This is a genomic window from Ruegeria sp. D7 (assembly GCF_056534355.1).
Genome location: NZ_JBQFPG010000013.1, coordinates 98,450 through 124,528, shown reverse-complemented (window position 1 = coordinate 124,528; position 26,079 = coordinate 98,450). Strand labels below are relative to the sequence as shown.

The 26,079-nt window shown below is 57.4% G+C and carries 27 protein-coding genes; 18 read left to right on the top strand and 9 right to left on the bottom strand.

Features of this window, described 5'->3' with window-relative positions:
* Positions 1 to 251: 251 nt before the first annotated feature.
* From ACRZ9U_RS16940 to ACRZ9U_RS16930, 3 genes are all read left to right on the top strand, one after another.
* On the top strand, positions 252 to 1,406 hold the full coding sequence (locus ACRZ9U_RS16940) for a phosphoserine transaminase (protein WP_170406887.1): 1,155 nt from the start codon (positions 252 to 254) through the stop codon (positions 1,404 to 1,406).
* A gap of 58 nt (positions 1,407 to 1,464) precedes the next feature.
* Positions 1,465 to 3,060, top strand: a complete 1,596-nt coding sequence (gene serA, locus ACRZ9U_RS16935; RefSeq protein ID WP_480902457.1) for a phosphoglycerate dehydrogenase — start codon at positions 1,465 to 1,467, stop codon at positions 3,058 to 3,060.
* Positions 3,061 to 3,184: 124 nt separating this feature from the next.
* The gene (locus tag ACRZ9U_RS16930) at positions 3,185 to 3,913 is read left to right on the top strand and encodes a metallophosphoesterase family protein (RefSeq protein WP_170406881.1); all 729 of its coding nucleotides are present in this window, start codon (positions 3,185 to 3,187) and stop codon (positions 3,911 to 3,913) included.
* Positions 3,914 to 3,916: 3 nt separating this feature from the next.
* Here the strand turns inward: ACRZ9U_RS16930 and ACRZ9U_RS16925 are convergent, their stop codons facing one another.
* The 3 genes from ACRZ9U_RS16925 to ACRZ9U_RS16915 form a co-directional block, all read right to left on the bottom strand.
* On the bottom strand, positions 3,917 to 5,434 hold the full coding sequence (locus ACRZ9U_RS16925; RefSeq protein ID WP_170406878.1) for a malonate--CoA ligase: 1,518 nt from the start codon (positions 5,432 to 5,434) through the stop codon (positions 3,917 to 3,919).
* A 78-nt stretch (positions 5,435 to 5,512) separates the two neighbouring features.
* Positions 5,513 to 6,217, bottom strand: coding sequence for a GntR family transcriptional regulator (locus ACRZ9U_RS16920; RefSeq protein WP_170406875.1), 705 nt, complete (start codon positions 6,215 to 6,217; stop codon positions 5,513 to 5,515).
* A 6-nt stretch (positions 6,218 to 6,223) separates the two neighbouring features.
* The gene (locus tag ACRZ9U_RS16915) at positions 6,224 to 7,579 is read right to left on the bottom strand and encodes a formimidoylglutamate deiminase (protein ID WP_170406872.1); all 1,356 of its coding nucleotides are present in this window, start codon (positions 7,577 to 7,579) and stop codon (positions 6,224 to 6,226) included.
* Between the two features lie 81 nt (positions 7,580 to 7,660).
* Here ACRZ9U_RS16915 and hutI point away from each other — a divergent pair, with 81 nt between their 5' ends.
* The 8 genes from hutI (at position 7,661) to ACRZ9U_RS16875 (ending at position 14,948) form a co-directional block, all read left to right on the top strand.
* Complete coding sequence (hutI, locus tag ACRZ9U_RS16910) at positions 7,661 to 8,866, top strand: imidazolonepropionase (RefSeq protein WP_170406870.1); 1,206 nt, start codon at positions 7,661 to 7,663, stop codon at positions 8,864 to 8,866.
* On the top strand, positions 8,863 to 10,398 hold the full coding sequence (hutH, locus tag ACRZ9U_RS16905) for a histidine ammonia-lyase (RefSeq protein WP_170406865.1): 1,536 nt from the start codon (positions 8,863 to 8,865) through the stop codon (positions 10,396 to 10,398). The genes hutI and hutH overlap by 4 nt, the downstream gene beginning before the upstream one ends.
* Positions 10,398 to 11,189, top strand: a complete 792-nt coding sequence (hutG, locus tag ACRZ9U_RS16900) for an N-formylglutamate deformylase (RefSeq protein ID WP_480887436.1) — start codon at positions 10,398 to 10,400, stop codon at positions 11,187 to 11,189. Before hutH ends, hutG begins: the two co-directional genes overlap by 1 nt.
* 1 nt (position 11,190) lies before the next feature.
* Positions 11,191 to 12,873 carry a urocanate hydratase gene (gene hutU / locus ACRZ9U_RS16895; RefSeq protein ID WP_170406859.1) on the top strand — a complete coding sequence of 561 codons (1,683 nt, stop codon included), beginning with the start codon at positions 11,191 to 11,193 and terminating at the stop codon, positions 12,871 to 12,873.
* Between the two features lie 68 nt (positions 12,874 to 12,941).
* Positions 12,942 to 13,820 (top strand): phosphoserine phosphatase SerB, encoded by an 879-nt coding sequence (gene serB, locus ACRZ9U_RS16890; protein WP_170406855.1) that lies wholly within the window; start codon positions 12,942 to 12,944, stop codon positions 13,818 to 13,820.
* A gap of 39 nt (positions 13,821 to 13,859) precedes the next feature.
* A complete protein-coding gene (locus ACRZ9U_RS16885; protein WP_170399088.1) occupies positions 13,860 to 14,189 on the top strand; it encodes a metalloregulator ArsR/SmtB family transcription factor in 330 nt (109 codons plus the stop codon).
* Positions 14,177 to 14,605 carry an SRPBCC family protein gene (locus tag ACRZ9U_RS16880; protein ID WP_170399086.1) on the top strand — a complete coding sequence of 143 codons (429 nt, stop codon included), beginning with the start codon at positions 14,177 to 14,179 and terminating at the stop codon, positions 14,603 to 14,605. Before ACRZ9U_RS16885 ends, ACRZ9U_RS16880 begins: the two co-directional genes overlap by 13 nt.
* 22 nt (positions 14,606 to 14,627) lie before the next feature.
* Entirely contained in the window at positions 14,628 to 14,948 is a 321-nt protein-coding gene (locus tag ACRZ9U_RS16875; RefSeq protein ID WP_170406852.1) for a YciI family protein, read from the top strand.
* Between the two features lie 3 nt (positions 14,949 to 14,951).
* Here ACRZ9U_RS16875 and ACRZ9U_RS16870 read toward each other — a convergent pair whose 3' ends face one another.
* Complete coding sequence (locus ACRZ9U_RS16870; RefSeq protein ID WP_170406849.1) at positions 14,952 to 15,950, bottom strand: asparaginase; 999 nt, start codon at positions 15,948 to 15,950, stop codon at positions 14,952 to 14,954.
* A gap of 179 nt (positions 15,951 to 16,129) precedes the next feature.
* Here ACRZ9U_RS16870 and ACRZ9U_RS16865 point away from each other — a divergent pair, with 179 nt between their 5' ends.
* The 5 genes from ACRZ9U_RS16865 (at position 16,130) to ACRZ9U_RS16845 (ending at position 19,602) form a co-directional block, all read left to right on the top strand.
* The gene (locus tag ACRZ9U_RS16865; protein ID WP_170399079.1) at positions 16,130 to 16,663 is read left to right on the top strand and encodes an invasion associated locus B family protein; all 534 of its coding nucleotides are present in this window, start codon (positions 16,130 to 16,132) and stop codon (positions 16,661 to 16,663) included.
* 176 nt (positions 16,664 to 16,839) lie between these two features.
* Positions 16,840 to 17,010, top strand: a complete 171-nt coding sequence (locus ACRZ9U_RS16860; RefSeq protein WP_170406846.1) for a hypothetical protein — start codon at positions 16,840 to 16,842, stop codon at positions 17,008 to 17,010.
* 157 nt (positions 17,011 to 17,167) lie between these two features.
* On the top strand, positions 17,168 to 17,488 hold the full coding sequence (locus ACRZ9U_RS16855) for a lysozyme inhibitor LprI family protein (protein ID WP_170406843.1): 321 nt from the start codon (positions 17,168 to 17,170) through the stop codon (positions 17,486 to 17,488).
* A 77-nt stretch (positions 17,489 to 17,565) separates the two neighbouring features.
* Positions 17,566 to 18,753 carry a dual-specificity RNA methyltransferase RlmN gene (rlmN, locus tag ACRZ9U_RS16850; protein WP_170406840.1) on the top strand — a complete coding sequence of 396 codons (1,188 nt, stop codon included), beginning with the start codon at positions 17,566 to 17,568 and terminating at the stop codon, positions 18,751 to 18,753.
* Between the two features lie 225 nt (positions 18,754 to 18,978).
* On the top strand, positions 18,979 to 19,602 hold the full coding sequence (locus ACRZ9U_RS16845) for a cytochrome P460 family protein (protein WP_170406837.1): 624 nt from the start codon (positions 18,979 to 18,981) through the stop codon (positions 19,600 to 19,602).
* Between the two features lie 3 nt (positions 19,603 to 19,605).
* On the opposite strand, the gene ACRZ9U_RS16840 is transcribed toward ACRZ9U_RS16845, so the two are convergent.
* From ACRZ9U_RS16840 to ACRZ9U_RS16830, 3 genes are all read right to left on the bottom strand, one after another.
* The gene (locus ACRZ9U_RS16840; protein ID WP_170406834.1) at positions 19,606 to 21,264 is read right to left on the bottom strand and encodes a U32 family peptidase; all 1,659 of its coding nucleotides are present in this window, start codon (positions 21,262 to 21,264) and stop codon (positions 19,606 to 19,608) included.
* Between the two features lie 63 nt (positions 21,265 to 21,327).
* Positions 21,328 to 21,672 carry a hypothetical protein gene (locus tag ACRZ9U_RS16835; RefSeq protein ID WP_170406831.1) on the bottom strand — a complete coding sequence of 115 codons (345 nt, stop codon included), beginning with the start codon at positions 21,670 to 21,672 and terminating at the stop codon, positions 21,328 to 21,330.
* Positions 21,669 to 22,586 carry a DnaJ C-terminal domain-containing protein gene (locus ACRZ9U_RS16830; protein WP_170399059.1) on the bottom strand — a complete coding sequence of 306 codons (918 nt, stop codon included), beginning with the start codon at positions 22,584 to 22,586 and terminating at the stop codon, positions 21,669 to 21,671. Before ACRZ9U_RS16830 ends, ACRZ9U_RS16835 begins: the two co-directional genes overlap by 4 nt.
* A 157-nt stretch (positions 22,587 to 22,743) precedes the next feature.
* Between ACRZ9U_RS16830 and ACRZ9U_RS16825 the strand changes: the two genes are divergently transcribed.
* Positions 22,744 to 23,127: a hypothetical protein gene (locus ACRZ9U_RS16825; protein ID WP_170399056.1), complete on the top strand. Its 384-nt coding sequence runs from the start codon at positions 22,744 to 22,746 to the stop codon at positions 23,125 to 23,127.
* Here the strand turns inward: ACRZ9U_RS16825 and ACRZ9U_RS16820 are convergent, their stop codons facing one another.
* Positions 23,128 to 24,225 (bottom strand): cystathionine gamma-lyase, encoded by a 1,098-nt coding sequence (locus ACRZ9U_RS16820; protein WP_170406827.1) that lies wholly within the window; start codon positions 24,223 to 24,225, stop codon positions 23,128 to 23,130.
* A gap of 3 nt (positions 24,226 to 24,228) precedes the next feature.
* Positions 24,229 to 25,071 (bottom strand): LOG family protein, encoded by an 843-nt coding sequence (locus tag ACRZ9U_RS16815; RefSeq protein WP_170399048.1) that lies wholly within the window; start codon positions 25,069 to 25,071, stop codon positions 24,229 to 24,231.
* Between the two features lie 78 nt (positions 25,072 to 25,149).
* On the opposite strand from ACRZ9U_RS16815, the gene ACRZ9U_RS16810 reads away from it, so the two are divergent.
* On the top strand, positions 25,150 to 26,061 hold the full coding sequence (locus ACRZ9U_RS16810) for a threonine/serine dehydratase (protein ID WP_170406823.1): 912 nt from the start codon (positions 25,150 to 25,152) through the stop codon (positions 26,059 to 26,061).
* Positions 26,062 to 26,079 lie beyond the last annotated feature (18 nt).

Sequence of the window (26,079 nt, the reverse complement as noted above, 5' to 3'; positions counted from 1 at the left end):
ACCTAATCTGCACATGCCCGCCAATGACCGAATACATGGACGCAGCAGAATAAACCTCAATCAATAAACCCCCGCCAACTGGCGGGGGTTTTCGCCCATCGGAAACCTGTGTTCCGATCTGAGCCTATTTCCAGTGTCGTTTTCCGCTGATGAAGCGTCTTTTACGCTTGCTGCAGGTGCAAACGACCCATACCTCTGTGCGTGGGACACCCCTCCCCAACGAGGGGCGTGTATCTGGAAGGGTAATACACATGACTATTGAACAACCGGCGACGCGGCCGGCCAACCCGCGTTTTTCCTCGGGCCCCTGTGCCAAACCCCCCACATTTGATCTGACCAAACTGGCGGATGCCGCCTTGGGCCGCTCGCATCGGGCTGCGGTCGGCAAGGACAAGCTGAAGGCGGCCATTGAAGGCACGCGAGAGATTCTAGGCATACCGGCGGATTATCGCATCGGCATTGTACCAGCCTCGGACACCGGTGCGGTTGAGATGGCGCTTTGGTCTTTGCTGGGTGAGCGCAAAGTTGAAATGCTGGCCTGGGAAAGCTTTGGCGCGGGTTGGGTGACTGATGTGGTCAAGCAACTGAAAATCGACGCTGAAGTGAAAACCGCCGAGTACGGGCAGATCGTTGATCTCGCGTCCGTCGATTTCGCCAACGATGTGGTGTTCACATGGAACGGAACGACTTCGGGTGTGCGGGTCCCAGATGGCGACTGGATTGCCGATGATCGTCAGGGTCTGACGATCTGTGACGCGACATCCGCTGCGTTCGCGATGGACTTGCCATGGGACAAGTTGGATGTGACAACGTTCAGCTGGCAGAAGGTACTAGGCGGAGAGGCGGCTCATGGGATGCTGATCCTGTCTCCGCGCGCGGTCGAGCGCTTGGAGAGTTACACCCCGTCATGGCCATTGCCGAAGATCTTCCGCCTGACCAAAGGTGGCAAGTTGATTGATGGGATATTCACCGGCGCGACGATCAACACACCCTCAATGCTCGCGGTTGAGGATTACCTTTTCGCGTTGGACTGGGCGCGTTCAGTCGGAGGCTTGCAGGGGCTGATTGCTCGTGCGAATGCCAATGCTGGCGCGGTTCATGCGTTCTGCGACCAAAATGACTGGATCGCCAATCTGGCCGAAGACTCGACAACTCAATCAAATACGTCGGTCTGTCTGAAGTTCACCGATACGCGCATTCAAGATGGTGCCGTTTTTGCCAAAGCCGTCGCCAAACGGCTTGAGGCCGAAAACATTGCGCTTGATATCGGTGCCTATCGCGACGCGCCTGCGGGTCTGCGCATCTGGTGCGGCGGCACGGTTGAGACATCAGATATCGAGGCGATGCTGCCCTGGCTTGCATGGGCTTTTGAAGCCGAGATTGCAGCGCAAACCGAAGCTGCCTGACCTTTTCTACCGGGCCGCATCCGGCCCGGACCTTCCACAATGTTCAAGGACCAAAAATATGGCTCCCAAAGTACTCGTCTCTGACAAGCTGAGCGAAACCGCCGTACAAATCTTCCACGACCGTGGCATCGACGTGGATTTCATGCCCGATCTGGGAAAGGACAAAGACAAACTGGCCGAGGTGATCGGTCATTATGACGGCCTCGCCATCCGTTCTGCCACCAAAGTCACGCCAACCATTCTGGAGAAGGCAGACAAGTTAAAAGTTATTGGTCGTGCCGGGATCGGCACCGACAATATCGACAAGGATGCGGCCTCGAAAAAAGGCGTCATCGTGATGAACACACCGTTCGGCAACATGATCACCACCGCCGAGCATGCCATCGCGATGATGTTTGCCGTGGCGCGGCAAATCCCCGAGGCCAGTACCTCGACCCATGCGGGCAAGTGGGAAAAGTCCAAGTTCATGGGGATTGAGCTGACCAACAAGACCCTGGGCGTGATCGGCGCGGGCAACATTGGTGGCATCGTATGCGAGCGTGCTTTGGGTCTGAAGATGAAGGTCGTCGCCTATGATCCCTATCTTGGCGAAGAGAAAGCCGCGCAGATGGGTGTGGAAAAGGTCGAACTGGACGAGCTTCTGGCCCGCGCTGACTTTATCACTCTGCACGTGCCGCTGACCGATCAGACGCGCAATATCCTCAGCCGTGAGAATCTGGCCAAGACCAAGAAAGGCGTGCGCATTGTCAACTGCGCCCGTGGCGGTCTGGTCGACGAGGACGCGCTGGCCGAGGCGTTGCAATCGGGTCATGTCGCCGGTGCGGCCTTTGACGTGTTCAGTGAGGAACCGGCCAAGGAGAACGCCCTGTTCAACCTACCCAATGTGGTTTGCACACCGCACTTGGGTGCGGCCACGACTGAGGCGCAGGAGAACGTGGCGCTGCAAGTGGCCGAGCAGATCTCGAATTACCTGCTGACCGGAGCGGTCGAGAACGCACTGAACATGCCCAGTGTGACGGCAGAGGAGGCCAAGGTCATGGGGCCGTGGATCAAGCTGGCCGGGCATCTGGGCAGCTTCATTGGTCAGATGACGGATGAGCCGATCAAGGCAATCAACATCCTCTATGACGGTGTCGCTGCGAACATGAACCTGGCTGCGTTGAATTGTTCGGTCGTTGCCGGAATCATGAAGAAATTCAATCCCGAGGTGAACATGGTCTCGGCCCCGGTTGTCGCGAGAGAGCGTGGCATCCAGATATCGACCACCAATCAGGACAAATCCGGTGCGTTCGAAGGCTATATCAAGGTCACTGTGGTGACTGAAAAGCGTGAACGCTCAATCGGTGGCACGGTGTTCAGCGACGGCAAGCCGCGGTTTATTCAGATCAAGGGCATCAATATCGATGCCGAGATCGGGGCGCATATGCTCTATACGACTAACGAAGACGTGCCGGGCATCATTGGTGCTTTAGGACAGACCATGGGCGAGAACGATGTGAACATCGCGAACTTTACTCTTGGACGATCCGAAGCCGGCGGTGAGGCGATTGCGTTGCTTTATGTTGATGAACCGGTACCAGCCGAGGCGCGCGCCAAACTCGCCGAGACAGGTCTGTTTACTCAGATCAAACCGTTGGAGTTTGACGTGGCCTGACGGTCGCTGTTGAACTTCTGTGACAGATTGATGCCCGCGCTTGTCCAAAGCGTGGGCATCGCCTTTTCAAAGTGCTGATTTTGCGCCAGAAGTGCGGCAATCACCATTGCCCGAGGGGAAGCTGATGACCAATCCGATCTACGCAATTGGAGATTTGCACGGCCGCGTGGATGAGTTCGAGCGCTCCTTGGCGCTGATCGAACGCGATGGCGGCCCCGATGCCGAGATCGTGTATCTGGGCGATTACGTTGATCGGGGCCCCGACAGCCGGGGCGTTCTGGATCGGCTGATCGCTGGTCGCGATGTGGGCAAGCGCTGGATCACTCTGCTGGGCAACCATGACCGGATGTTTTCATGGTTCCTCGAAGATGTCCCGCGTCACGATCCGCATATGTTGGTCGGGTATCATTGGCTGCACGAGCGGTTGGGTGGTGTCGAAACACTACAAAGCTATGGCGTGTTCTTCGATCAGCAGACACGGCTCGAGGATCTGCATGCAACAGCGCGGGGTGCGGTTCCCGATGCGCATCGGATATTTCTGCAAGGGCTCATCGCCATGCATCAAACGCGCGAGATTGCTTTTGTCCATGCGGGCATTCGGCCCGGTATTCCGCTGAGCGAACAACGGGAAAATGATCTGGTCTGGATCAGGCAAACCTTTCACAACCACCGAGGTCCGCATCCGAAACTGATCGTCCATGGGCATACGCCGGTGGATCAATCAACGCATTACGGCAATCGCATCAACCTGGATAGCGGCGCAGGGTATGGCCGTCCGGTTGGCGTTGCGGTGCTCGAAGGACAGGATTGCTGGTTGTTGACGGACAAGGGTCGCGTTGCGCTTTTGCCTTGAAGATCAGGTCTTGGTGAAAAGGTCTTTGCAGCGGTCACGTAGGATGTTCTTTTGCACCTTGCCCATTGTGTTGCGGGGGAGCTCGTCCAGCAGGATCAACTGGCGGGGATGTTTGAACCGGGCGAGCGCGTCCCGAACCGCACCCATGATGGCCTCGATATCTGGCGTATGACCGGGGGTAGGGACCAGAATGCCAACCGGGGTTTCTCCGAAATCCGGATGCGGGACGCCAATTACCGCGCTTTCCAGCACGCCGGGTTGTTCGTCTAGCAGCAGCTCGATCTCTTTGGGGTAGATATTATACCCGCCCGAGATGATCAGGTCTTTGCCACGCCCGACGATATGGACATAGCCATCTTCATCGATCCGCCCCAGATCACCGGTGATGAAGAATCCGTCTTCGCGCAGTTCTGCGGCGGTTTTGTCGGGCATTTGCCAGTAGCCCTGAAACACATTGGGACCGCGCACCTCGATGATGCCGATCTCACCATCTGCTAGGGTTTGACCTGTTTTGGGGTCTGTGACCTTCAGTTCAACATCCGGCAGGGGAAATCCGACCGTTCCCGCCCGGCGTTCGCCGTCATAGGGGTTAGAAGTGTTCATGTTCGTCTCGGTCATGCCATAGCGTTCCAGAATGCGATGACCTGTGCGGTCTTCAAATTGAACGTGGGTATCTGCCAGCAAAGGCGCTGAACCTGAGATGAACAGCCGCATATCCTGGGTCAGATCTTGGGCGAAGCGGTCGTCGCTTAGCAGGCGGGTGTAAAACGTCGGCACCCCCATCATCGCCGTTGCCTGTGGCATCAGGCGTAACATATCTTCCAGGTCGAACTTCGGCAGAAATATCATCGACCCGCCCGATGCGAGGACGACATTTGTCGCAACAAACAGTCCATGCGTGTGAAAGATCGGCAGCGCGTGCAACAGCACGTCATCATCTGTGAATCGCCATTCCTGCACAAGGGTCTCCGCGTTCGACAGCAGATTCGCCTGCGTCAGCATTGCCCCTTTCGAACGCCCCGTCGTGCCTGAAGTATATAGAAACGCAGCCAGATCATCTTCTGATCGGTGGACCGGCTGAAAGGCTGGAAGCATTCCTAGGGCGCGTCGCATCAGGCTGCCTGAACCGTCGGCGTTCAGCGTTTCAAGCCGGGCATTGTTCTTTTGCACGATCTCGGCAAGCCCTGCCTCGTTTGCCTCATCGCACACCACCAGTGAGGCTCCGCTGTTTTCGATGAAATAGCTTAGCTCTTGCGTCGTATAGCCCGTATTGAGAGGTAGAAAGATCAGCCCCGCTTGGACACAGGCGGCATAAAGCGCCAGTGCCTCAACGGATTTCTCCACCTGCACCGCCACGCGGTCGCCCGGTTCCATTTCCAGTCCTGTCATGGTGTTGGCCAGACGGGCCGCCGTGTCCAGAAACGTGGCATGGGTCAAAGTCTGACCATCCGGAAGGTGCAAAAATGGCGTATCCTTGCCTGCATGGATGCCCAGCAAACGATCATAAAGCGGGTTGCCCATCCCGATATCCTTTCCAGCAGACGCGCACATTCTGCAGCAAATCTGTCGTGGAATTGGGGAAGCGTAAAGCCCGGACAATCAGAACTCGGTTGTCATCCGATATCCGGCCGCAAAATACATCTTGGCAAACGTTACCGGCTGACCCTGCAGCCATGTGATACGCTCGGCAGTAAAAACGGGTTCACCCTCGGGAACGTCCAGAAATCCGGCCAAAGTGGTATCTGCGCGGCTGGCCAGAAAGGTCAACTCGACATTGGTGAACGGGACTGTTTGCACCAGCCAGTCATTGGGTCCGACGCTAGTGAAATCTGCCTGCGTGACCTGAGGTACGCTGTCTATCACGATCCAGCGGTCTTCGAACTGAAACGGTGAATTGCCGGAGAAATGCATGCATCGCACTTGCATCACACTTTGATCAGCACGTAGGGCCAACCGGGCCGCCAGCCAGTCTGAGGCGATCTGCGTTTCACATGACACAAGAGCGTAGCGATAGGTTCCGCCCGCCGCTTCGATTTCATCTCGGACCAGAGGAATTGTGAAGCGCGCCTGTCGCTGCGGTGCGCTAAGGACCCGGGTGCCTGCCTTTCGGCGCCGTTCAAGAAACCCTTCATCCGCCAGTTCCCGCAGTGCTCTGTTGACTGTGGTGCGGGTGCACGAAAACTCGACCGCTAATTCTTGCTCATTGGGAAGCAGAGCGTCGGGCTGCAACTCGCCCGAGCGGATCCGGCGCAGGACGGTTTGCTTAATGTCTTTGTAGCTGGTTGTGTCGCTGGTTTGGGTCATATCAGTTCAGATGTCTTCCAAAAGGTCATTTATCGCGGCACGATAATTGTTCAGGATCGCATCGCGGGCGATATGGCGCCCGCCGCGCACCTGATGTCGCCCGGCAGACCAAAGGTCGGTCACTGTTCCGTCAGGCGCGGCAAAGCTCAGGCCGTCAATCAATTGATCGTCGCGCAAAGTACACAGGGTGGGGTGACTTCGATCGATCGCAACCAGATCGGCCAGATGACCTATTGCGATCTCTCCGGCGTCGCGCCCCAGCGCCTGTGCGCCACCGCGGGCGGCTCCGGTATACAGCGTTTGACCGACCGAGCCTTCGCCACGTACCAGCACAGTGCGGGCCTTGTCGCGCAGACGTTGAGAATACTCCAGCGTACGCAATTCCTCGGGCAGCGAAATACGCACATTCGAGTCTGAACCGACACCAAAGGCACCGCCCTGCTCGATGTAGACGGCACCATTGAAAATACCATCCCCCAGATTGGCCTCTGTGATCGGGCAAAGACCGGCCACAGCCCCGGATCGGGCAAGAGCGCGGGTTTCATCGTCTGTCATATGAGTGGCATGGATCAGGCACCATCGTTCGTTCACATCCACGTTGCTCAGCAGCCAATCTACCGGTCGTTGACCCAGAGCGGCTTCTACATCCGTGACCTCCTTCTCTTGTTCAGAGATGTGGATGTGCACCGGGCCTCGTGGGGTAGCGTTCAGCACTTGCCGTAGATCATCAGGCGAGGTCGCACGCAGAGAGTGCGGCGCGATGCCGATCTGGCTGTCTGCATAAGGCATCAGCGGCTTACAGTCCTCGACAAGCTGCAGGAACCTTTCCACATCATTGCCGAACCGCAATTGACCACCGGTCAGAGGCTCTTGCGCGACGCCGCCATAGGTGTAGAGCACCGGTAGATGTGTCAATCCAATCCCGGTTTGGCTGACTGCCGAGAAGATGCGCTGACTCAGCTCAGACAACTGCGCATAAGGCGTGCCGCCGGGTTGGTGGTGGACGTAGTGGAATTCCCCGACCGCAGCATACCCGGCTTCCTGCATCTCCATATAGACCAATGCAGCAATGGCCTCGATCTGTGCAGGAGTGAGGCGGTCCAGAAATCGGTACATCAAGGTACGCCAGGTCCAGAAGCTTTCGCGCCCTGCTACGCGCGTTTCGGTCATGCCCGCCATGGCGCGTTGAAAGGCATGGCTGTGCAGGTTCGCCAAAGCGGGCAGCAACACGTCGACCCGAGTGTCTTCGGGTTTTGGCTCGGTCCCTGATTTCAGCGCAGCGATCCGACCGTCTTCGATTTCGACTCGTAGGTTGTGCACCCACTCAGAGCCTAACAGGGCCGTTTTAGCATGAACCGTCATCGTAATTCCATTTTGTGTAGACTTTATATTTTTAGCCGTATACGAAAAAATCAAGCGCAGGGGGAGCCCAAAAGAATCGCCATGACGAAAAAAACTGTTCTTCGTAGCAAACATGTAGCCACCATGGGGGGCGACCAATCCTATGGGATGATCGAGGATGGTGCGATTGCCATCGATGGGTCGGAAATCGTTTGGGTTGGCGCTCGGTCGGCAATGCCGCCGTCATATGCCGAGTGGCCGCAGAACGACTATGGTGACCGCTTGATCACGCCTGCTCTGATTGATGCTCATACTCATGTTGTGTTTGGCGGCAACCGCGCGGTTGAGTTCGAAATGCGCCTGAAGGGCGCGACCTACGAAGAAATTGCCCGCGCGGGTGGAGGCATCCTGTCGACCGTAAACGGCACGCGGGCAGCAACAGAAGAAGAGCTGCTTGCAGGCGCGCTTTCGCGCGTGGACGCATTGCTGGCCGAAGGTGTGTCCTGCATCGAGGTGAAGTCGGGTTATGGGCTCGATACCGAAACCGAACTGCGTATGTTGCGCGCGGCGCGCCGAATTGCGCGGGAGCGCCCTATTCGGGTCAACACCAGTTTTCTTGGCGCACATGCCGTTCCGCCAGAATATGCGGGTCGGGATGACGCCTATATTGACGAGGTCTGCATTCCGACACTGCGCGCGGCCCATACCGAAGGGCTGGTGGACGCAGTGGATGGGTTCTGCGAAGGCATTGCATTTGATCCCACACAGATCGAACGGGTTTTTGTTGTCGCGCAAGAGCTTGGCCTACCGGTGAAGCTGCATGCTGAGCAACTTTCAAATCTAGGTGGGGCTAAGCTGGCGGCAGCTTACGGAGCGCTATCCGCTGATCATATCGAATATCTGGACGCCGAAGGTGTTGCCGCCATGGCCAGGGCCGGAACGGTCGCGGTCTTGCTGCCCGGCGCGTTTTATACGCTGCATGAAACGCAAGCTCCGCCGATTGAATTGTTGCGCCAGAAGAATGTTCCCATGGCACTAGCGACCGATTGCAATCCGGGGTCCTCACCCCTGACTTCTCTGCTGCTAACAATGAACATGGGGTGCACTTTATTTCGCATGACGCCTGAAGAAGCATTGGCAGGTGTTACCCACGTCGCGGCCCGCGCTTTGGGTCTGGATGATACCGGCGTGATCGCGCCCGGATTGCGCGCTGATCTGGCCGTCTGGGATGCCACTCATCCTGCAGAACTGTCCTATCGCATCGGTTTCAACCCTCTGCATAAACGTATTTTTGGAGGTCTGGAATGACACCTCTGTTGCTTGTCCCTGGTCAGGTTTCGCTGGATCAGCTTGCCCAGATCTACTGGACCGAAGCCGCCATTTCGCTGGACGCCGCCTGCCGACCCAAGGTTGAGGTCGCTGCTGCCCGCATTGCGCAGGCTGCCGAAGGGACCGAGCCCGTCTATGGCGTCAACACCGGCTTTGGCAAACTGGCGAGTCACAAGATTGCGGCCAAAGATACCTCAACCCTGCAGCGCAACCTGATCCTCAGCCATTGTTGCGGGGTGGGTCCGGCAGTGCCGCGTCGTCTGGCGCGGCTGATGATGTCACTGAAGTTGCTGTCATTCGGCCGAGGTGCTTCGGGTGTCCGCTGGGAACTTGTCGAATTGCTGCAACAGATGCTGGCGTGTGGTGTGACACCTGTGATCCCGGCACAGGGTTCGGTCGGCGCGTCTGGCGATCTTGCGCCACTGGCCCATATGACCGCTGTGGTGATCGGTGAGGGCGAGGCAAAGGTGAACGGTGTTGTTATGCCGGGTGCAGAGGCTCTGAAAACAGCTGGGCTAGAGCCGATTCAACTTGGTCCAAAGGAGGGCCTTGCGTTCATCAACGGGACGCAGTTTTCGACTGCCTTTGCTCTGGCCGGATTGTTCGAAGGTTGGCGTTCAGCACAAAATGCGCTGGTGATTTCGGCGGCTTCAACTGATGCGATCATGGGATCCACCGCCCCTCTGCAACCCGAGATTCACGCGTTGCGCGGGCATCGTGGGCAGATCGAAGCGGCGGCGGCGATGCGGGCCACTCTGGAGGGCTCTGAGATCCGCGAAAGTCACCGTGATGGGGATACGCGAGTGCAGGATCCATATTGCATCCGCTGCCAACCACAGGTGACCGGCGCAGCGATGGATGTGATCCGGCAGGCGTCCGCAACTCTTGTAACTGAGGCCAACGCGGCCACTGATAATCCGCTGGTTCTGACTGATCCGGATGCAATCATCTCGGGCGGGAATTTCCACGCCGAGCCGGTAGGCTTTGCCGCCGATATGATTGCTTTGGCCCTGTCAGAGATCGGGGCGATCGCACAGCGTCGGATCGCATTAATGGTCGACCCGGCGCTTAGCTTTGATCTGCCGCCCTTCCTGACGCCCGAGCCGGGGCTGAACTCGGGTCTGATGATCGCCGAGGTCACAACGGCTGCGTTGATGAGCGAGAACAAACATCTGGCCAACCCATGTGTGACCGACAGCACACCTACATCGGCCAATCAGGAAGACCACGTCTCGATGGCGGCGCACGGGGCGCGGCGTTTAGGCCGGATGGTTGATAATTTGAACTATATTCTGGGGATCGAACTGCTCTGCGCCGCGCAAGGCATCGAGTTCCGTGCGCCTCTGGCGACCAGCAAAGCGCTGACCAGCGTGGTTGGGCGTTTGCGCGACGATATCCCGTCGCTTGGCGATGATCGCTATCTGGCACCCGAATTGGAAACCGCGAAGTCCCTAGTCGAAAGCGGAACTATTCTGCAGGCAGCTGCAATGCCCATGCCGGAGCTGTCGTGATGCAGGTTTTCAGTGTTCAGCGTGGCGATGGGCCCATCGTGCTGGGACAGCCGCATGGCGGCACGCATGTACCCGACGACATTGCCGCGCGACTGAATGCGAATGGGCAGGCGCTGGCGGATACGGATTGGCATATCAATCAGCTCTACGATGGGCTCGTTGCCAACGCGACGGTCGTGCAATCCCATATCCACCGCTATGTCATTGACGCTAATCGAGACCCTGCGGGTGTATCATTGTATCCTGGGCAGAACACAACAACTCTGGTGCCGTTGACCGATTTTGACGGTCAGCCGATCTGGGCCGAGGGGCAGGAGCCCTCAGTCGATGAGATCGAGGTACGTCGAACCGCCTACCACGCGCCCTACCACAACGCGCTTGAGCAAGAGCTTGAAAGGGTGCGGGCAATACACGGCGTTGCGATCTTGTTTGACTGCCACTCGATCCGCAGCAAGATTCCGTTCCTGTTTGAAGGCACCCTGCCGGATATGAACATCGGCACCGATGGTGGCGCGACCTGTGCCCCCGGCATTGAGGCCGCGGCCTATGAATTTTCGCATTCCTCCCCTTACAGCACCGTCCTGAACGGGCGATTCCGAGGGGGTTGGACGACCCGCCACTATGGCCGTCCTGATGAGGGCCAACACGCGATCCAGATGGAGCTGGCGCAATCTACCTATCTGTCCGCCGAAACCCCTCCGTGGGCGTTTGACGAGGCGAAAGCCAAGCGCCTGCGTCGCTGGTTGGTGGATATTCTCGACGCCATCCAAGACACTGCATTGGAGCTTTGACATGACCGATCCTCGCAAGAATACCCGCGATATCTATCCGCCCACCGGCCCCGAACTGAACGCAAAAAGCTGGGTGACCGAAGCGCCGTTGCGGATGATGATGAATAACCTGCATCCGGATGTGGCCGAAAACCCGCACGAGCTGGTGGTTTATGGCGGCATCGGTCGCGCGGCGCGGACATGGAACGATTTCGACCGGATCGTCGCAGGGCTGAAAGATCTGGAAGAGGATGAAACCCTGATCGTCCAGTCGGGCAAACCGGTGGCGATCATCCGCACCCATAAGGATGCGCCTCGGGTTCTGATCGCCAACTCAAACATCGTGCCTCATTGGGCCAATTGGGATCACTTCAACGAGCTCGATAAGAAGGGGCTGATGATGTACGGCCAGATGACGGCCGGTTCGTGGATCTATATCGGTACGCAGGGCATCGTACAGGGCACCTATGAAACCTTTGCCGAGGCTGGCCGTCAGCACTATGGCGGCGACTTGACTGGCAAATGGATTCTGACCGGCGGTCTGGGCGGCATGGGTGGCGCGCAGCCTCTGGCGGCGGTGTTCGCCGGGGCCAGTTGTTTGGCGGTCGAGTGCAATCCGGACTCGATCGATTTCCGCCTGCGCACCAAGTATCTGGACGAAAAAGCCGAGACTCTCGATGAAGCGCTTGAGATGATCGACAGCTGGACCAAGGCGGGCGAGGCGAAATCTGTGGGTCTGCTAGGCAATGCGGCTGAGGTGTTCCCCGAAATTTATGCGCGGATGCAGGCCGGTGGCATGCGCCCCGATATCGTCACTGACCAAACCAGCGCCCATGACCCGATCAATGGGTATCTGCCGATTGGCTGGAGCATGGCGCAGTGGAAGGACAAGCGCGAAACTGATCCTAAAGCGGTTGAAAAGGCCGCCCGTGCCTCGATGAAACAGCATGTCGCTGCAATGGTCGATTTCTGGAACGCGGGCGTTCCGACGCTGGATTACGGCAACAACATCCGTCAGGTGGCGCAGGATGAAGGCTTGGAGAATGCCTTTGCCTTCCCCGGCTTTGTGCCCGCCTATATCCGGCCGCTGTTCTGCAAGGGCATCGGCCCGTTCCGATGGTGTGCATTGTCGGGTGACCCCGAGGATATCTACAAGACCGACGCCAAGATGAAGGAGCTATTCCCCGAGAACGAACACCTGCATCGTTGGCTGGATATGGCGCAGGAACGCATTGCGTTTCAGGGTCTGCCCGCACGTATATGCTGGATCGGCCTTGGCGATCGTCATCGCGCTGGGTTGGCGTTCAACGAAATGGTGGCCAATGGTGAGTTGAAAGCGCCTGTTGTCATTGGGCGTGATCATTTGGACTCGGGCTCGGTCGCCAGCCCGAACCGTGAGACCGAGGCGATGCTGGACGGCTCGGACGCAGTATCGGATTGGCCGCTGTTGAACGCTCTGATCAATACGGCCAGCGGTGCGACCTGGGTCTCGCTGCATCATGGCGGCGGCGTGGGCATGGGCTTTAGTCAGCACGCGGGTATGGTGATCTGTGCAGATGGTACCGAAGATGCCGCGCGGCGATTGGAGCGTGTTCTGTGGAACGACCCTGCCTCGGGGGTCTGGCGTCACGCAGATGCGGGGTATGAGATCGCGAAAGACTGCGCTCGCGAACATGGGCTGCGCCTGCCTGGTATTCTCGGTTAGATCAATCTGCCTCTGGTGAAAATGCTGCACCTGCGATATCCCGCAGGTGCGCTAATCGGAGGCCTGACATGTATGTAGCTACTCTGCTGACCAACCCTGCGGCCCCTTCTTTAGAGGCGACGCTGGTTGAGTCGTTGCGGAATGCATGGGGCGGGGGTGATGCGAACTGGCTGAGCCTCGATGAGGCGGCCGAGTTTTCCCTGCCAGAAATTCCCTACAATCGCTGGGACGTTTGGGGCGAGTTGCAAGAGATGGGCGTGGACCTGGTCGTGCAAAAAGCTGACGGTCGCCGGAAAAAGATGCTGCTGGCCGATATGGACAGCACCATGATCCAACAGGAATGCATCGATGAACTGGCGGATGAGGCTGGTGTCGGTGATCGGGTCAAGGACATCACCGCGCGAGCAATGAACGGCGAGCTGGATTTCGAAGGTGCGCTGACTGAGCGTGTGGGCTTATTGAAAGGGCTGGATGAAAGCGTGATCGGCAAGGTTCTGAATGAACGGATCACGCTGATGCCCGGCGGCAAGGCGTTACTTGCCACGATGCGCGCGAATGGGGTCTATGCAGCGCTGGTCTCGGGTGGGTTCACGGCTTTTACGGCTAAGGTCGCCGAAGAGCTTGGGTTTGATGAGAACCGGGCGAATACATTGCTGGCTGAGGATGGCAAGCTTACCGGCGACGTGAAGCGGCCCATTCTTGGGCGACAGGCCAAAATAGAGGCATTGGAGCAGATCACAACACGCCTAGGTATCTCCGAGGTTGACGTGATTGCCGTTGGCGATGGAGCGAATGATCTGGGAATGTTGGGTCGGGCGGGGACGGGTGTCGCGTTGCACGCCAAGCCTTCGGTCGCTGCCGAATGTGATGTCCGCATAAATCACGGCGATCTGACAGCGTTGTTGTATTTGCAGGGCTATGGCAGGTCAGAATTTCAAGGCCTCTAAGGGGCTTCCTTTAATTTAACTATTGTGTTAAATAAAGCCATGAATACGCTTCTGGTCACATTCTCCGCTTTGTCTGATGCCACTCGGTTCTCGATTGTCGAGCAACTGATGGACGAAGGCGAACTGCCCGTCGGTAATTTGATAGAAGGCAAGGGCATGTCAGGGGCCGCGATCTCGCGCCATTTGAAGGTTTTGCGCGAGGCCGGGTTGGTGCAGCAGCGGGTACACGGCACGCAACGGATGTATTCGGTGCAGCCCGAGGGGCTGCGCGCGATAGCCGAATGGACGATTTCGAAACGACATTTCTGGGAAAGCAGCCTCGACCGTTTGGAAGAGCTTATTGAAAGGGAAAATTCATGGCCGACCTGAAACTGGAACGAGATTTTCCCGTTAGTCCCGAGGTCCTGTTCGCATGGGTCAGCGATGGTGCGAAACTTCTGCAGTGGTGGGGGCCCGAAGGGTTGCATGTACCGGAACATGATCTCGACTTTTCGCGCATTGGTCCCTGGTATTCGGTTATGCAGAATGGCGAGGGTCAGCAGTTCAAAGTCTCGGGTCATGTTACCCATATCGATCGACCAAAATCTGTTGGATTTACGTGGGCTTGGCATGACGATCAGGACCAGCGCGGTGCGGAAAGCCATGTGACCTTTTCGGTTACCGCGACCAACAGCGGATCACGGCTGGTGGTTGATCACCGTGAACTTGTCGATGCCGAGTCGGCCACGAACCACAACGAAGGCTGGACATCGTCGCTGCGCAAACTCGAAGCACTTTGCAAATAGGTTTTCATCAGGGAGGAGCGATATGCCCCAATATTTGTTTGTTTATCACGGGGGTCACACCCCAACCGATCCCGCCGAGATCGAGGCGACCATGGCCGCTTGGGGCGCTTGGTTTCAGGAAATCGGCGGCTCATTAGAGATTCCGGGAAATCCTGTAGGCCAGTCCTACACGGTCAGCAGCGGAGGGGTTGAAGACAATGGCGGATCAAATCCGGCCTCAGGTTTCACGGTGGTGAAGGCCGACAGCATTGAGACTGCAACCGAGATGGCCAAAGGCTGCCCGATGGTCGTGAATGGCTCGGGCTCGGTCGAAGTGGCCGAGGTGCACGAGATCGAGATGTAAGCCTCAGCCGGGGAATCCCGATGAGGGTTTGATTACACCACATTCCAACCCGCGGCGGCTGTATTGCGTGGCGTTCATGAATTTGAGGGTGGCCGGGTGATCGGCCTCTAGCACACCTAAATGCACTAGAATCGCGGCGATGGCGCATTCGCTGGCGCGGGTAGTGCCGTCAGTGATTTTTAGCGCAACGCCCATTCGCTGTTCAGGGATAATGGCAACAAAGACGGCCTCGGCCCCTGTCTTGATTGCAACGCGCCCGTTCATCGCTCGCATCAACTCGGTACAAGCGCGAGTTTCACCTGCGACAAGTTCGGGATGTTTCACCATTGCTTCTGTGAGCTGTACCGCTGCTTCGCTGGAGCGGTCCGAACGGTCTGCGGCAGAGGCAAACCAAGCCATCGATCGCGCAAGTCCCACCAGAGAAGTCGCAAAATTTGGGGCGGAGCAACCATCGATCCCATAGGTTGGGCTGGTCTCGCCAGTGGTTTCCTCGATGGCGGACAGGCAGGCCTGCTGAACTGGATGGTCGATTTCCAAGTATTCCGGCCCGGCCCCCATATGCTGCGTCAAAGTCAGGAAACCGCAATGCTTGCCTGAGCAATTATTGTGAATCTGGCAAGGCGTATCGTCAGCCAGAATCAGCCCGTCGCGGGCCGCCATGTCCTGCGGTTCCTGCGGGCCACAGCGCAAGTCAGGCTCGGACAGACCGAGGTGATCCAGCCAGGCGGAAACACGATCCGTATGGATTTGTGCACCATTGTGCGAGGCACAAGCCAGAGCCAGATGCTCGCTGTTCAAACCGTATTTTGCAGCCGCACCCGAGGTAATCAGCGGCAGGGCCTGGATCATTTTGGCCGAGGAACGGGGATAGATCACCGCGTTTGGATCACCCCAGCTGCGCACGATCTGACCACTATCGTCACAGATCACTGCATGGCCCATATGCAGGCTTTCTAACAGTGACCCGCGCCAGAGTTCTGTCATTGGTACGGCTTGTGTCATGTCCACCCCATCAATCATGCGCAAAAATCTGCCAATCGCCCTTTCGCCTGTGGCGAAACCTGCGTTAGTGTGTGTATGTCGACAATCATCGGAATACGCAACTGAACAGACGAACCGGCAGAGTTCGCACGTATTTCCGATGGGTATGAGGTAATAGGTCGGGCTAGGAGGCTGAACCGATGGGATTAAAGCTCGTCCGCGTGATCGCGGGCCTGTGCATGGCAGGAATGGCGACAACGGCAATTGCTCAGCAGGCAACCAGTACCAATCGCGTCGCTGCAAAAACGGACTGGAGCGTGTTTGTCGAGGACGACCCAACCGAATGCTGGAGCGTATCTGCCCCGAAAGAGACCGTGAACACACGCGGTGGCCGGGTCGTTTCCGTTCGGCGCAGCGATATCCTGCTGTTTGTGTTCTATCGTCCGAATGCCGAGGTTAAAGGGCAGGTGACCTTTACCGGCGGCTATCCGTTTGCGTCTGGTTCTACTGTCAATCTGGTTGTCGATGGCAGCGAGTTCGAGCTGTTCACCGATGGTGAGTGGGCATGGCCTGCGACCGCCTCGGATGATGCCAAGATCGTCACAGCGATGAAGCGCGGAAGTGAGGCGGTGCTGACCGCCCGTTCGGAACGTGGTACGCAGACCAAGGACACTTTCTCGTTGCTGGGCTTTACGGCCGCGATTGAAGACGCGGAAACGCGCTGCACGAACTAAGTCACAAGCAGATCAAATTCCGAAACCCCGCTTTCCGGCGGGGTTTTATTTGTTTGGTCCGATCCTGTGTGTTTTCAGAAATTTACGCTACGTAGAGCGGTGTTTCTTGATCCGTGTCAAAGCCTGCGTTCCCGTTTTATGAACTAATTAGTTCAGAATTTGTTGAGGAGTCGGCAATGAACTTAAGCAAAAACCTGGCAGTGCTCTTGATGGCGTCTGCGGTGATCCTTGCAGGTTGTGAGAAAGGATCGGAAACCTATCCGATAACGGGTGAGCAATGTGGTCCGGAAGATCCCGTAAAGACCCTGGATGCAGTAGATTGCTACATCCCGCCCGCAGTAAACTAACAACAATGGGCCGCTTGAGTTTCTGCTTTAGTGGCCCATCTTGATTGGGCGCGCATCTTGATCTGTGATAGACAGATATCTCTGTCTGGAGGAATGATGGATGCGATGGGCGTTTGTTTTTTTGATGTTTCCGATATCCGCAATTGCGGATCCAACTATGGAGTGTATTGACGCCGGTTCGCAGGTGGAAATTGGATCTTGTGTTTCGAATATGGAATTGCGGGTAAACACTGCGATAGACTCCAGCTATTCGCTGGCGCTCGGCTCCGCACAAGAACTGGACGAGGTCACCGGACGGGTCGTCGCTGTGCCTGCGCTGGAGGCCTCGCAAAACGCGTGGGTGGCCTATCGCGATGCGCAGTGCGAAGCGGTAGGTGCTTCGTTCGGCGGAGGATCGGGTACGGGGATCGCCATCACAGCCTGTCGGGTTGACCTTGGCCGGGCGCGAGTTGACGAATTGTTGCGTTACGCAAATTGAAGCACGAATTCTTTTGATCTTTACGTGTGTTCCTATATAGAGGCGCATCCCAAGCCAGAATCCACCGAGATACGCCAATGTCGCCCAAAGCGCCGATCACTCAAGACGTCATGACCATCCCCCGCAAACTGCCCGAGGGGAAGATGAACCTTGTCGGTTTGACCCGCGATCGATTGCGTGAGGCGCTAATTGAACACGGCACGCCCGAAAAGCAGGCGAAGATGCGCACGGGGCAGATTTGGCAATGGATCTACCAATGGGGTGTGCGTGATTTTGGTGAGATGACCAATCTGGCCAAGGCCTATCGCACGCAACTGGCCGAGCAGTTCGTAATCGAAATCCCCGAAGTCGTGACCCGTCAGGTTTCAGAGGACGGCACCCGCAAGTATCTGTGCCGCATCGCGGGCGGGCATGAGGTTGAGGTTGTCTATATCCCTGAAGATGATCGCGGAACTCTATGCATTTCATCTCAGGTGGGCTGTACTCTGACCTGCTCCTTCTGCCACACGGGCACGCAGAAATTGGTGCGCAACCTGACAGCGGCCGAAATTGTCGGGCAGGTAATGATGGCGCGTGACGATCTTGAGGAATGGCCAACACCGGGTGCGCCCAAAGATGAAACACGCCTGCTGTCAAATATCGTGCTGATGGGTATGGGCGAGCCGCTTTACAACTTTGAAAACGTCCGTGACGCAATGAAGATCGCGATGGACCCCGAGGGGATTTCTCTGTCCCGTCGCCGCATCACGCTGTCGACCTCGGGTGTGGTACCCGAGATCGCGCGCACGGCTGAAGAAATTGGATGCCTGTTGGCGATCTCGTTCCACGCTACCACTGATGAAACTCGCGACGTACTTGTTCCGATCAACAAGCGCTGGAATATCGAGGAACTGCTGCAGGCGTTGGCCAGCTATCCCAACGCGTCGAATTCTGAACGGATCACGTTCGAATACGTGATGCTGGATGGCGTGAACGACAGCGACGAAGACGCGCATCGCCTGATCGCACATATCAAGCGCCATAACATCCCGGCCAAGATCAACCTGATCCCGTTCAACGAATGGCCGGGCGCGCCCTACAAGCGCAGCTCGAACAATCGTATCCGCGCCTTTGCGAACATCATCTATCAGGCGGGCTATGCCTCACCCATCCGCAAAACGCGGGGTGAGGATATCATGGCGGCCTGTGGCCAGTTAAAATCGGCCACCGAACGGGCCCGGAAATCGCGAAAGCAGATCGAGGCTGAAGCCGGGCTAAACCGCTAAGGGCATGCGCCGTGGCTTCACGCGAAAAACTTAATGAATTGAGTGCTGTTTCCTTGTTCAAAATTTGGTATCTTCGGCGCAGACCCGCTCTGGATGGGGAACTCACCGACAGACACAAGGTGGTGAGATTGCTGGGGCGGTGCTGGTAACACCAATTAAGGCCGCTACCATTTTTCTGAAGCAAAGCGGCATTTAGGCGAACTGATCAGTCAGGGAGGCCACAATATGATTGTAAGTCACCGGCAAGTCTTGGGTATCGCAGCTGTTCTGGCGATCTCGGGATTTGTTCTCCACGCGGCATCTGCTCAGACCAAAGATCAGGATGCGCATTTGGCGATTGAAAACCCAGCCGATCTGACCAAGGAGCAAGCGCAGAAACACTATCAGTCATTGATACGACGCATGTCGCGGGGTTATGCGGCGGCACAGATGGACTTGATCCGAAACTATCAGAACTGGCCTTTGTTCAACGATGCGCCCTACATCTCGGCCACGCATGGGCAGCGCTATGTCAACAGCTATGCGAACCGCATGGCCCACAACTACGGCACATTGCAAGAAGGCGAAGAGCTGCCTGCAGGCTCGGTCCTGGCCAAAGACAGTATGACTGTCACAGATGAGGGCAATATCCATCCCGGTGCCCTGTTCGTGATGGAGAAACTGCCAGAAGGCACCAACCAGGAAACAGCCGACTGGCGTTATATCATGGTGATGCCGGACGGTTCGCTGTTCGGTGATACGATGGGCTTTCGCGCGTCAGAGGTCGATTACTGCCATGTCTGCCACGAGGCCGTCGCGGACCGGGACTATACGTTTTACGTACCCGAAGAGTATCGTGTCGCAGAGTGATCTTCAGGCCGCCGGGTCAGGCAGCTTCAGCTCGGTCGCTTCCTGACGACTGAGTTGCTCACCCTGTTTGCGTTTGGATAGGACCTCGCGGGCGAGCGCGTATTTCTCATCCTGCCAGAAGATCAAACAGCCGTTGCAGCCTTTGCCGCAACATCCCTCGGTTCCGATTCGATTGGTTTTGAAGCGGCGCTCATTGCCGTCTTCGCCGATTTTCTCGACCAGCTCGTCACGACGGCGGGTATAGGCCTTAGGGTTGTCGCGACCTGAGGTTTCCAGCCCCTGCACCAGCTTGTCAAACCGAATGCGGCTCCAATGTTCGTCGGTCAGGGCACGTTCTTTGCGCAGGACGGAGTAGACCGGGAAACGGGTGCGCAGATCGTCGATATCCTCGTGATCGAACAGGGTGAAGGGAAGGCGGATGATGGTTTTGGTACTGCCTTGCACAACGTCCAGCCGCGCCCCATCATGCGCGCGTTCAAAGTCATAGACCCGCAGCAGAACTGTCTCGCGCGAAATCGGAGAGACGAAATCCAATACATCCCCCGGTTCCAGCTTGTTTTTCACCTCGACCAGAAAGGCATCCTCGGTCACCTCGGTGACGATCCCGGCATATTCCCACTGCGCAATCGAGGCTGTGTGTTCGTAATCATGTGCATAATTGGTCAGGCGCCCTTCGTGGAAAGCCAGCGTGTAGCCGCGGTTCCCGACTGTTTCGAGTTCACGCATATAGGGCTTCGGGTCCCAGTTCTCGGGGTCGGCGTGATAGTCGTCGATGGCCATACGATAGGCGCGCGCGACGATGGCGGCATAATACTCCGATTTACCGCGCCCTTCGACTTTCAGACTGTCGACACCGATCTTCAAGTATTCATCCAGCTTGGGCATGATGCACAGGTCGCGGGAATTGAGGATGTAGGATCCCCGATCATCCTCTTCGATGGGCATCAAATCACCGGGGCGACAGCCTTCTTCCAGCAGGAATTCGAATAGGTCGGCGTTTTCATCGGTAATGCGCAGCTCCTGATGCGTTCCATCTTTCAGACGCAGTTTCAGACCATAGTTCCAGCGGCAGGAATTGGCGCAGTTGCCCTGATTGGCCCCGCGTTCGGCCATGAAGTTCGACAGTAGGCAGCGGCCCGAATAGGTCATGCACATGGCCCCGTGCACAAACGCCTCAAGCTTGATATCGGGGCATTTCTCGCGAATCTCGACCAATTCGGGGTATGAGACTTCGCGGGCCAGAACCACAAGCTCGGCCCCCTGATCCTGCCAGAACTTCACCGACAACCACGAACAGATATTGGCTTGCGTCGAGATATGCAGCGGCAGTTCCGGCGCGCGTTCGCGGACGTATTGGAACACTCCGGGGTCGGCGATGATCAGCCCGTCAGGTTTCACCTTGCGGACAGTGTCGATGTATTCGTCCAGCTTCGGAATGTCCTTATTGTGCGAGAACAGGTTCAGCGTCAGGTACGCGCGCCGGCCATGGTTGTGGCAAAACTCGACTCCCTCTATCACCTCTTCCAGCGAGAACTCGGATTTAGTGCGCAGCGACATATCCGGTGTGCCCAAATAGACCGCATCCGCGCCATAGAGGATGGCGAGTTTCAACTTACGCAGATTGCCCGCAGGCATCAGCAATTCGGATCTGGACTGGGTCATGGGGATACCGGGCTAAGGATCAAGGGCGCCTTCTACGCCAAAATCCCGGCTCCCAAAACCCCGTTAACTGCGACGGAATCGCGCTGTTCCGATCACTTCGATCAGTTGTTGGCGAACCGGTTCCGGTTGCGCCTCGACCGCGTTCAAAACTTCGCGCAGTTCGGCGCGCAGCCCATGCATCTGGTCGATCAGAGAGATCATCATCGACAGTGCATCGGCCTCCATGTCGTACTGGTCATGCAGTTCGCATGCCAGTTCCAGACGAGCAACGTCGATGCGCTGATATCGCAGACCTTGCTCCGATTGCTCGGGGATCACGATCTCAGCGGCCAGATATTCGGTCAGGCGATCCGAAGTCAGGCGGGCGATGGCGTCGATCAGTTCGGCTTCGGTCAATGTGCGGCTCATGACGGCATTCCTTTGCGCGGATCATAGCCGTGGGTTTCGCGCCATGTCTCCATGAAGTGCTTCAATTCATCGTCTACCTTGTCTGGCATTGCGACGGTCAGTTCAATGAACTGATCGCCCCGCTCGGACGAGCCGCGTTTCTTGACCCCTTTGCCACGCAGGCGCAGGGTTTTGCCGCTGCTGGTCCCCGCTGGGACACTGACATTGACGCCACCGTCGATGGTGGGGGCGGGAACCTTGCCACCCAGAACGGCCTCATCAATGGTGATGGGCAGCGTGATGTGGATGTCATCGCCCTGACGGTCGAACACCGGGTGATCCGCAACCGAGATCGTCACAAGCGCATCGCCGGGAGGCCCATCGCCGTACCCCGGGGCCCCTTTGCCACGCAGGCGGATGGTTTGCCCGGTCGTGATACCCGCAGGTATCTTCACTTCAATCCGGTTCCCATCTGGCAGGGTCAATTTCTGGCTGGCTCCGAAAACGGCGTCAAGAAAGCTGATCTGCAGCGAGTAGTTCAGGTTGTGGCCCGGTGCATGGAACTCCTGCGTGCGCTGTCCATATCCACCCCGCCCGCGCATGAATTCGGCAAAGATGTCGGACATATCGTCCTGTTCAGCCGCGTGACCGCGATAAGGGTTGCCAGCAGCCTCGGCATATTCGCGATAATACTGCTGCTGCGGACGTTCCTGACCCGACGCATCAATTTCGCCATTGTCGTAGCGTTTGCGCGTCTCGGGGTCTTTCAGCAGGTCATAAGCAGCAGCAGCGGCTTTGAACTTGGCCTCTGCCTCGGCATCGCCCGGCTTGAGGTCCGGGTGGCATTCTTTGGCGATCTTCCGATAGGCTTTCTTGATCTCGGCATCGCTGGCGTCTTTGGCGACGCCAAGTACGGAATAGGGGTCGTCGCTCATCTTGCCTCTCGTCGATGTGGGGTTTGGCCTTGATGAAGGTATTTTATCAATTGATTTCAACAGGTCAAAAAGAAGAGGCGGCTAAATTGTCTCGTAAATCTGTCAAGCTCTGCTAATATTAAGATGTTTCAGATTGATCATTGACGGAGATCACCCCATGACGCGCAGGCTCAAATCGGTGCTGGCATTGCTGGCTGGGAACGCCATCGGGCTGTTGTTGGCCAGTTTGCTGCTGTCAGAGTTTGCGATCCGACCGATTTCCTTCATCGTGGTGGTAGTCGTGTTCACCCTGGTCCAGGTGATAGCCGAACCGCTGATCCTGAAGCTGGGGGAAAAGAAGGCACCGGCGCTGAAGGGCGGAATTGCCTTGATCGTGACCTTTGTTGGCCTTCTGGTCACCGATCTGATCACATCCGGTCTGACCATTGGCGGTATCTCAAATCTGTTGGCCGCAACCTTGCTGGTATGGTTGGGCGCTCTGATCGGCAGTATTGTGCTGCCGATCTACGTGTTTCCCGAACTGCGCGACCCTAAGAAATAGTCATATCGCGTCTAAACTGGCCTCGATGGCCTGCCACAACTCTTCCACCGGTTCGCACCCCACGGACAGGCGGATGAAAGCAGGATCGACAGCATCCCCCCAACGGGCGCGCCGCTCGGCCGAACTGTGGACGCCGCCGAAGGATGTAGCCGGACGCAGCAGTGGGCAGCTGTTGATGAACTGTTCGGCTTTGTTCTCGGTCTCAAGCGTGATGCTTAGCAGAAACCCGAAGCGCGTGGTTTGAGCCGTCGCCAATGTGTGCGCCGGATCATCGGTCAGTCCGGGATAGCGGATCTGTTTCACGGCCGGGTGCGCCGCCAGCCGTTCAGCCAGTATTTGTGCTGAGCTACACATCCGATCAAACCGCACATCCAGAGTCTCCAAACCCCGATGTAGCAACCACGCTTCATGTGGCCCCGGGATCGCACCGGAGACGCGGCGCCATTCCTCAACTCGCTCCATGATTTGCGGATCGCGGCTGGCTAAATGACCCATCAACAGGTCCGAATGCCCACCCATCGCTTTGGTATCTGAACTCACAACCACATCGACGCCAAGGTCCAGTGGGCGCTGGCCCAATGGGGTCATCGTTGTGTTGTCGGCGATGGTGATGCCGCCGGCCTCGCGCACGGCCTCGGCGATTACTGGCAGATCAAGCATGTCCAAACCGGGGTTCGAGGGGCTTTCCAGAAACACCACATCGAATTCATCAAAGCCACCTTCGGCAAAGTCGGTGGTTGGGCGTTCGATAACCGAGACGCCCAGATTTGACAGGAACCGATCAGCCAAAAGGCGCGTCACATAATACCCGTCGGACGGGATCAGCAGCCGTGACCCGGCTTGGACCGTCGCAAACAAGGCCGCCGAAATCGCACCCATACCCGAAGGAAAGCTGAGGCAGGGTGCATCTTCGAGATGCGACAGAACGTGTTCCAGATGCACCCAGGTCGGGTTGTCGACCCGGCCATAGCTGGCATGCCCATCCGGCGCGCCGGGCAGATGGTACATGCTGCTTTGGGTCAACGGCAGGGCCACAGGCTCGCCCTTGTTCAGAGCATTCCCGCGCAAGTGCAACATTTCTCCGGTCTTCGGGCTCATGGCTCAGCGCCCCGGTATTTCATCGCGTGGGGGCGCGGGTTCCCAGTTCTCGATGATCTCGACTGCCTCTTGCGCAGTGTCGACAAAGCGGAACAGGTCAAGATCCTCGTCCGAGATCGTGCCCGCATCGGCCAGCGCTTCCCAGTTGATGACCTTTTCCCAGAACTCACGCCCGAACAGCAGGAAAGGGACGCGATCCATGCGGCCGGTCTGGATCAAGGTCAGGGATTCGAACAGCTCATCCATGGTGCCGAAGCCACCGGGGAAGATGGTGATGGCGCGAGCGCGCATAAGGAAGTGCATCTTGCGGATGGCGAAGTAGTGGAAATTGAAGCTGAGATCGGGCGTTACATACAGGTTCGGAGCCTGTTCGTGCGGAAGCACGATGTTCAGGCCGATCGAACACCCGCCTGCATCCTGTGCACCACGGTTACCCGCCTCCATCACGCCGGGGCCGCCACCGGTGACGATCACATTTTCGCGGCAGCCTGTCTGATTTGACTTCTCGGTCATCAGCCGTGCAAACTCACGCGCTTCATCGTAGTATTTTGACAGCCCGGCCAAGGTCTCGGTCCGCGCCGTGTGTTTCTGAGCGGGTTCCGGAATGCGCGCGCCACCGAACATGACGATGGTCGAGGTGATCTCACGCTCGGTCATGATCATTTCGGGCTTTAGCAGTTCGAGTTGCAGGCGAACGGGGCGCAGCTCATCCCGACACAGGAAGTCATCATCAGCGAAAGCAAGTCGGTAGGCCGAAGACCGCGTCTGCGGCGTATCCGGCACTTCGCTCGCGGTGGAGCGGTCGGTCTGTGCGTCGCGAAAGGGGCTGAGGCGATCTTCTCTCATAAACGGGGTTCCCTGCTTGCGTGTTTCCAAAACAGCTATAGGGTTCGCGGGCAGAGTGCCAGTCACGGAAAGACAAGAATGGATTGGAAAAGTGAAATATTGGCAGCGCGGGACCGCATTGCCGGACACGCACAGGTCACGCCAGTGATGGAAAGCCACATTCCGGGCTATCCGATTGAAATAAAGCTTGAACATATGCAGCACACCGGCAGCTTCAAAGCGCGCGGGGCGTTCAATACCCTGCTCAGCATGGATGTGCCCGCGGCAGGCGTCGTGGCGGCTTCCGGTGGCAACCACGGTGCTGCAGCGGCTTATGCCGCGCAATCACTGGGCTACCCAGCGAAGATTTTTGTGCCCGAACTTGCAGGTCCCTCCAAGATTGCGCTGATCAAGCGGATCGGGGCTGATCTGAGTGTTGTTTCGGGTGAATACGCCAATGCACTGACCATGGCGCAGGCGCATGAGGAAAGCACCGGCGCCATGCAAATCCACGCCTATGATGCGCCAGCGACGGTGGCTGGGCAGGGGACATGTTTTGCTGAATGGGACGCGCAGGGCTTGCAGGCGGACACAGTATTGGTGGCCGTGGGCGGCGGTGGGCTGATTGCCGGAGCCTTGGCGTGGTTTCAGGGTGCGCGCAAAGTCGTGGCGATCGAACCGGAAACCTCTTGCGCGCTGAATGCGGCGTTAGCCGCGGGCGAACCGGTTGATGTTTCCGTTTCGGGCATCGCAGCGAACGCACTGGGCGCACGGAGAATTGGTGATATTTGCTTTCGGCTGGCCCAAGGCATGAGTTCGGTTCTGGTTTCTGATGATGCGATAACGCAAGCCCAGAATACTCTGTGGCAGACGCATCGAATACTGGTTGAACCAGCAGGGGCTGCTGCGCTTGCCGCACTGATTTCGGGCGCTTACCAGCCGGAGCCGGGTGAGCGTGTCGCAGTGCTGATTTGCGGCGGGAACATCGCGCCAGATCCGCTAACAGGTTGAGAATACGGCTTGTAGATG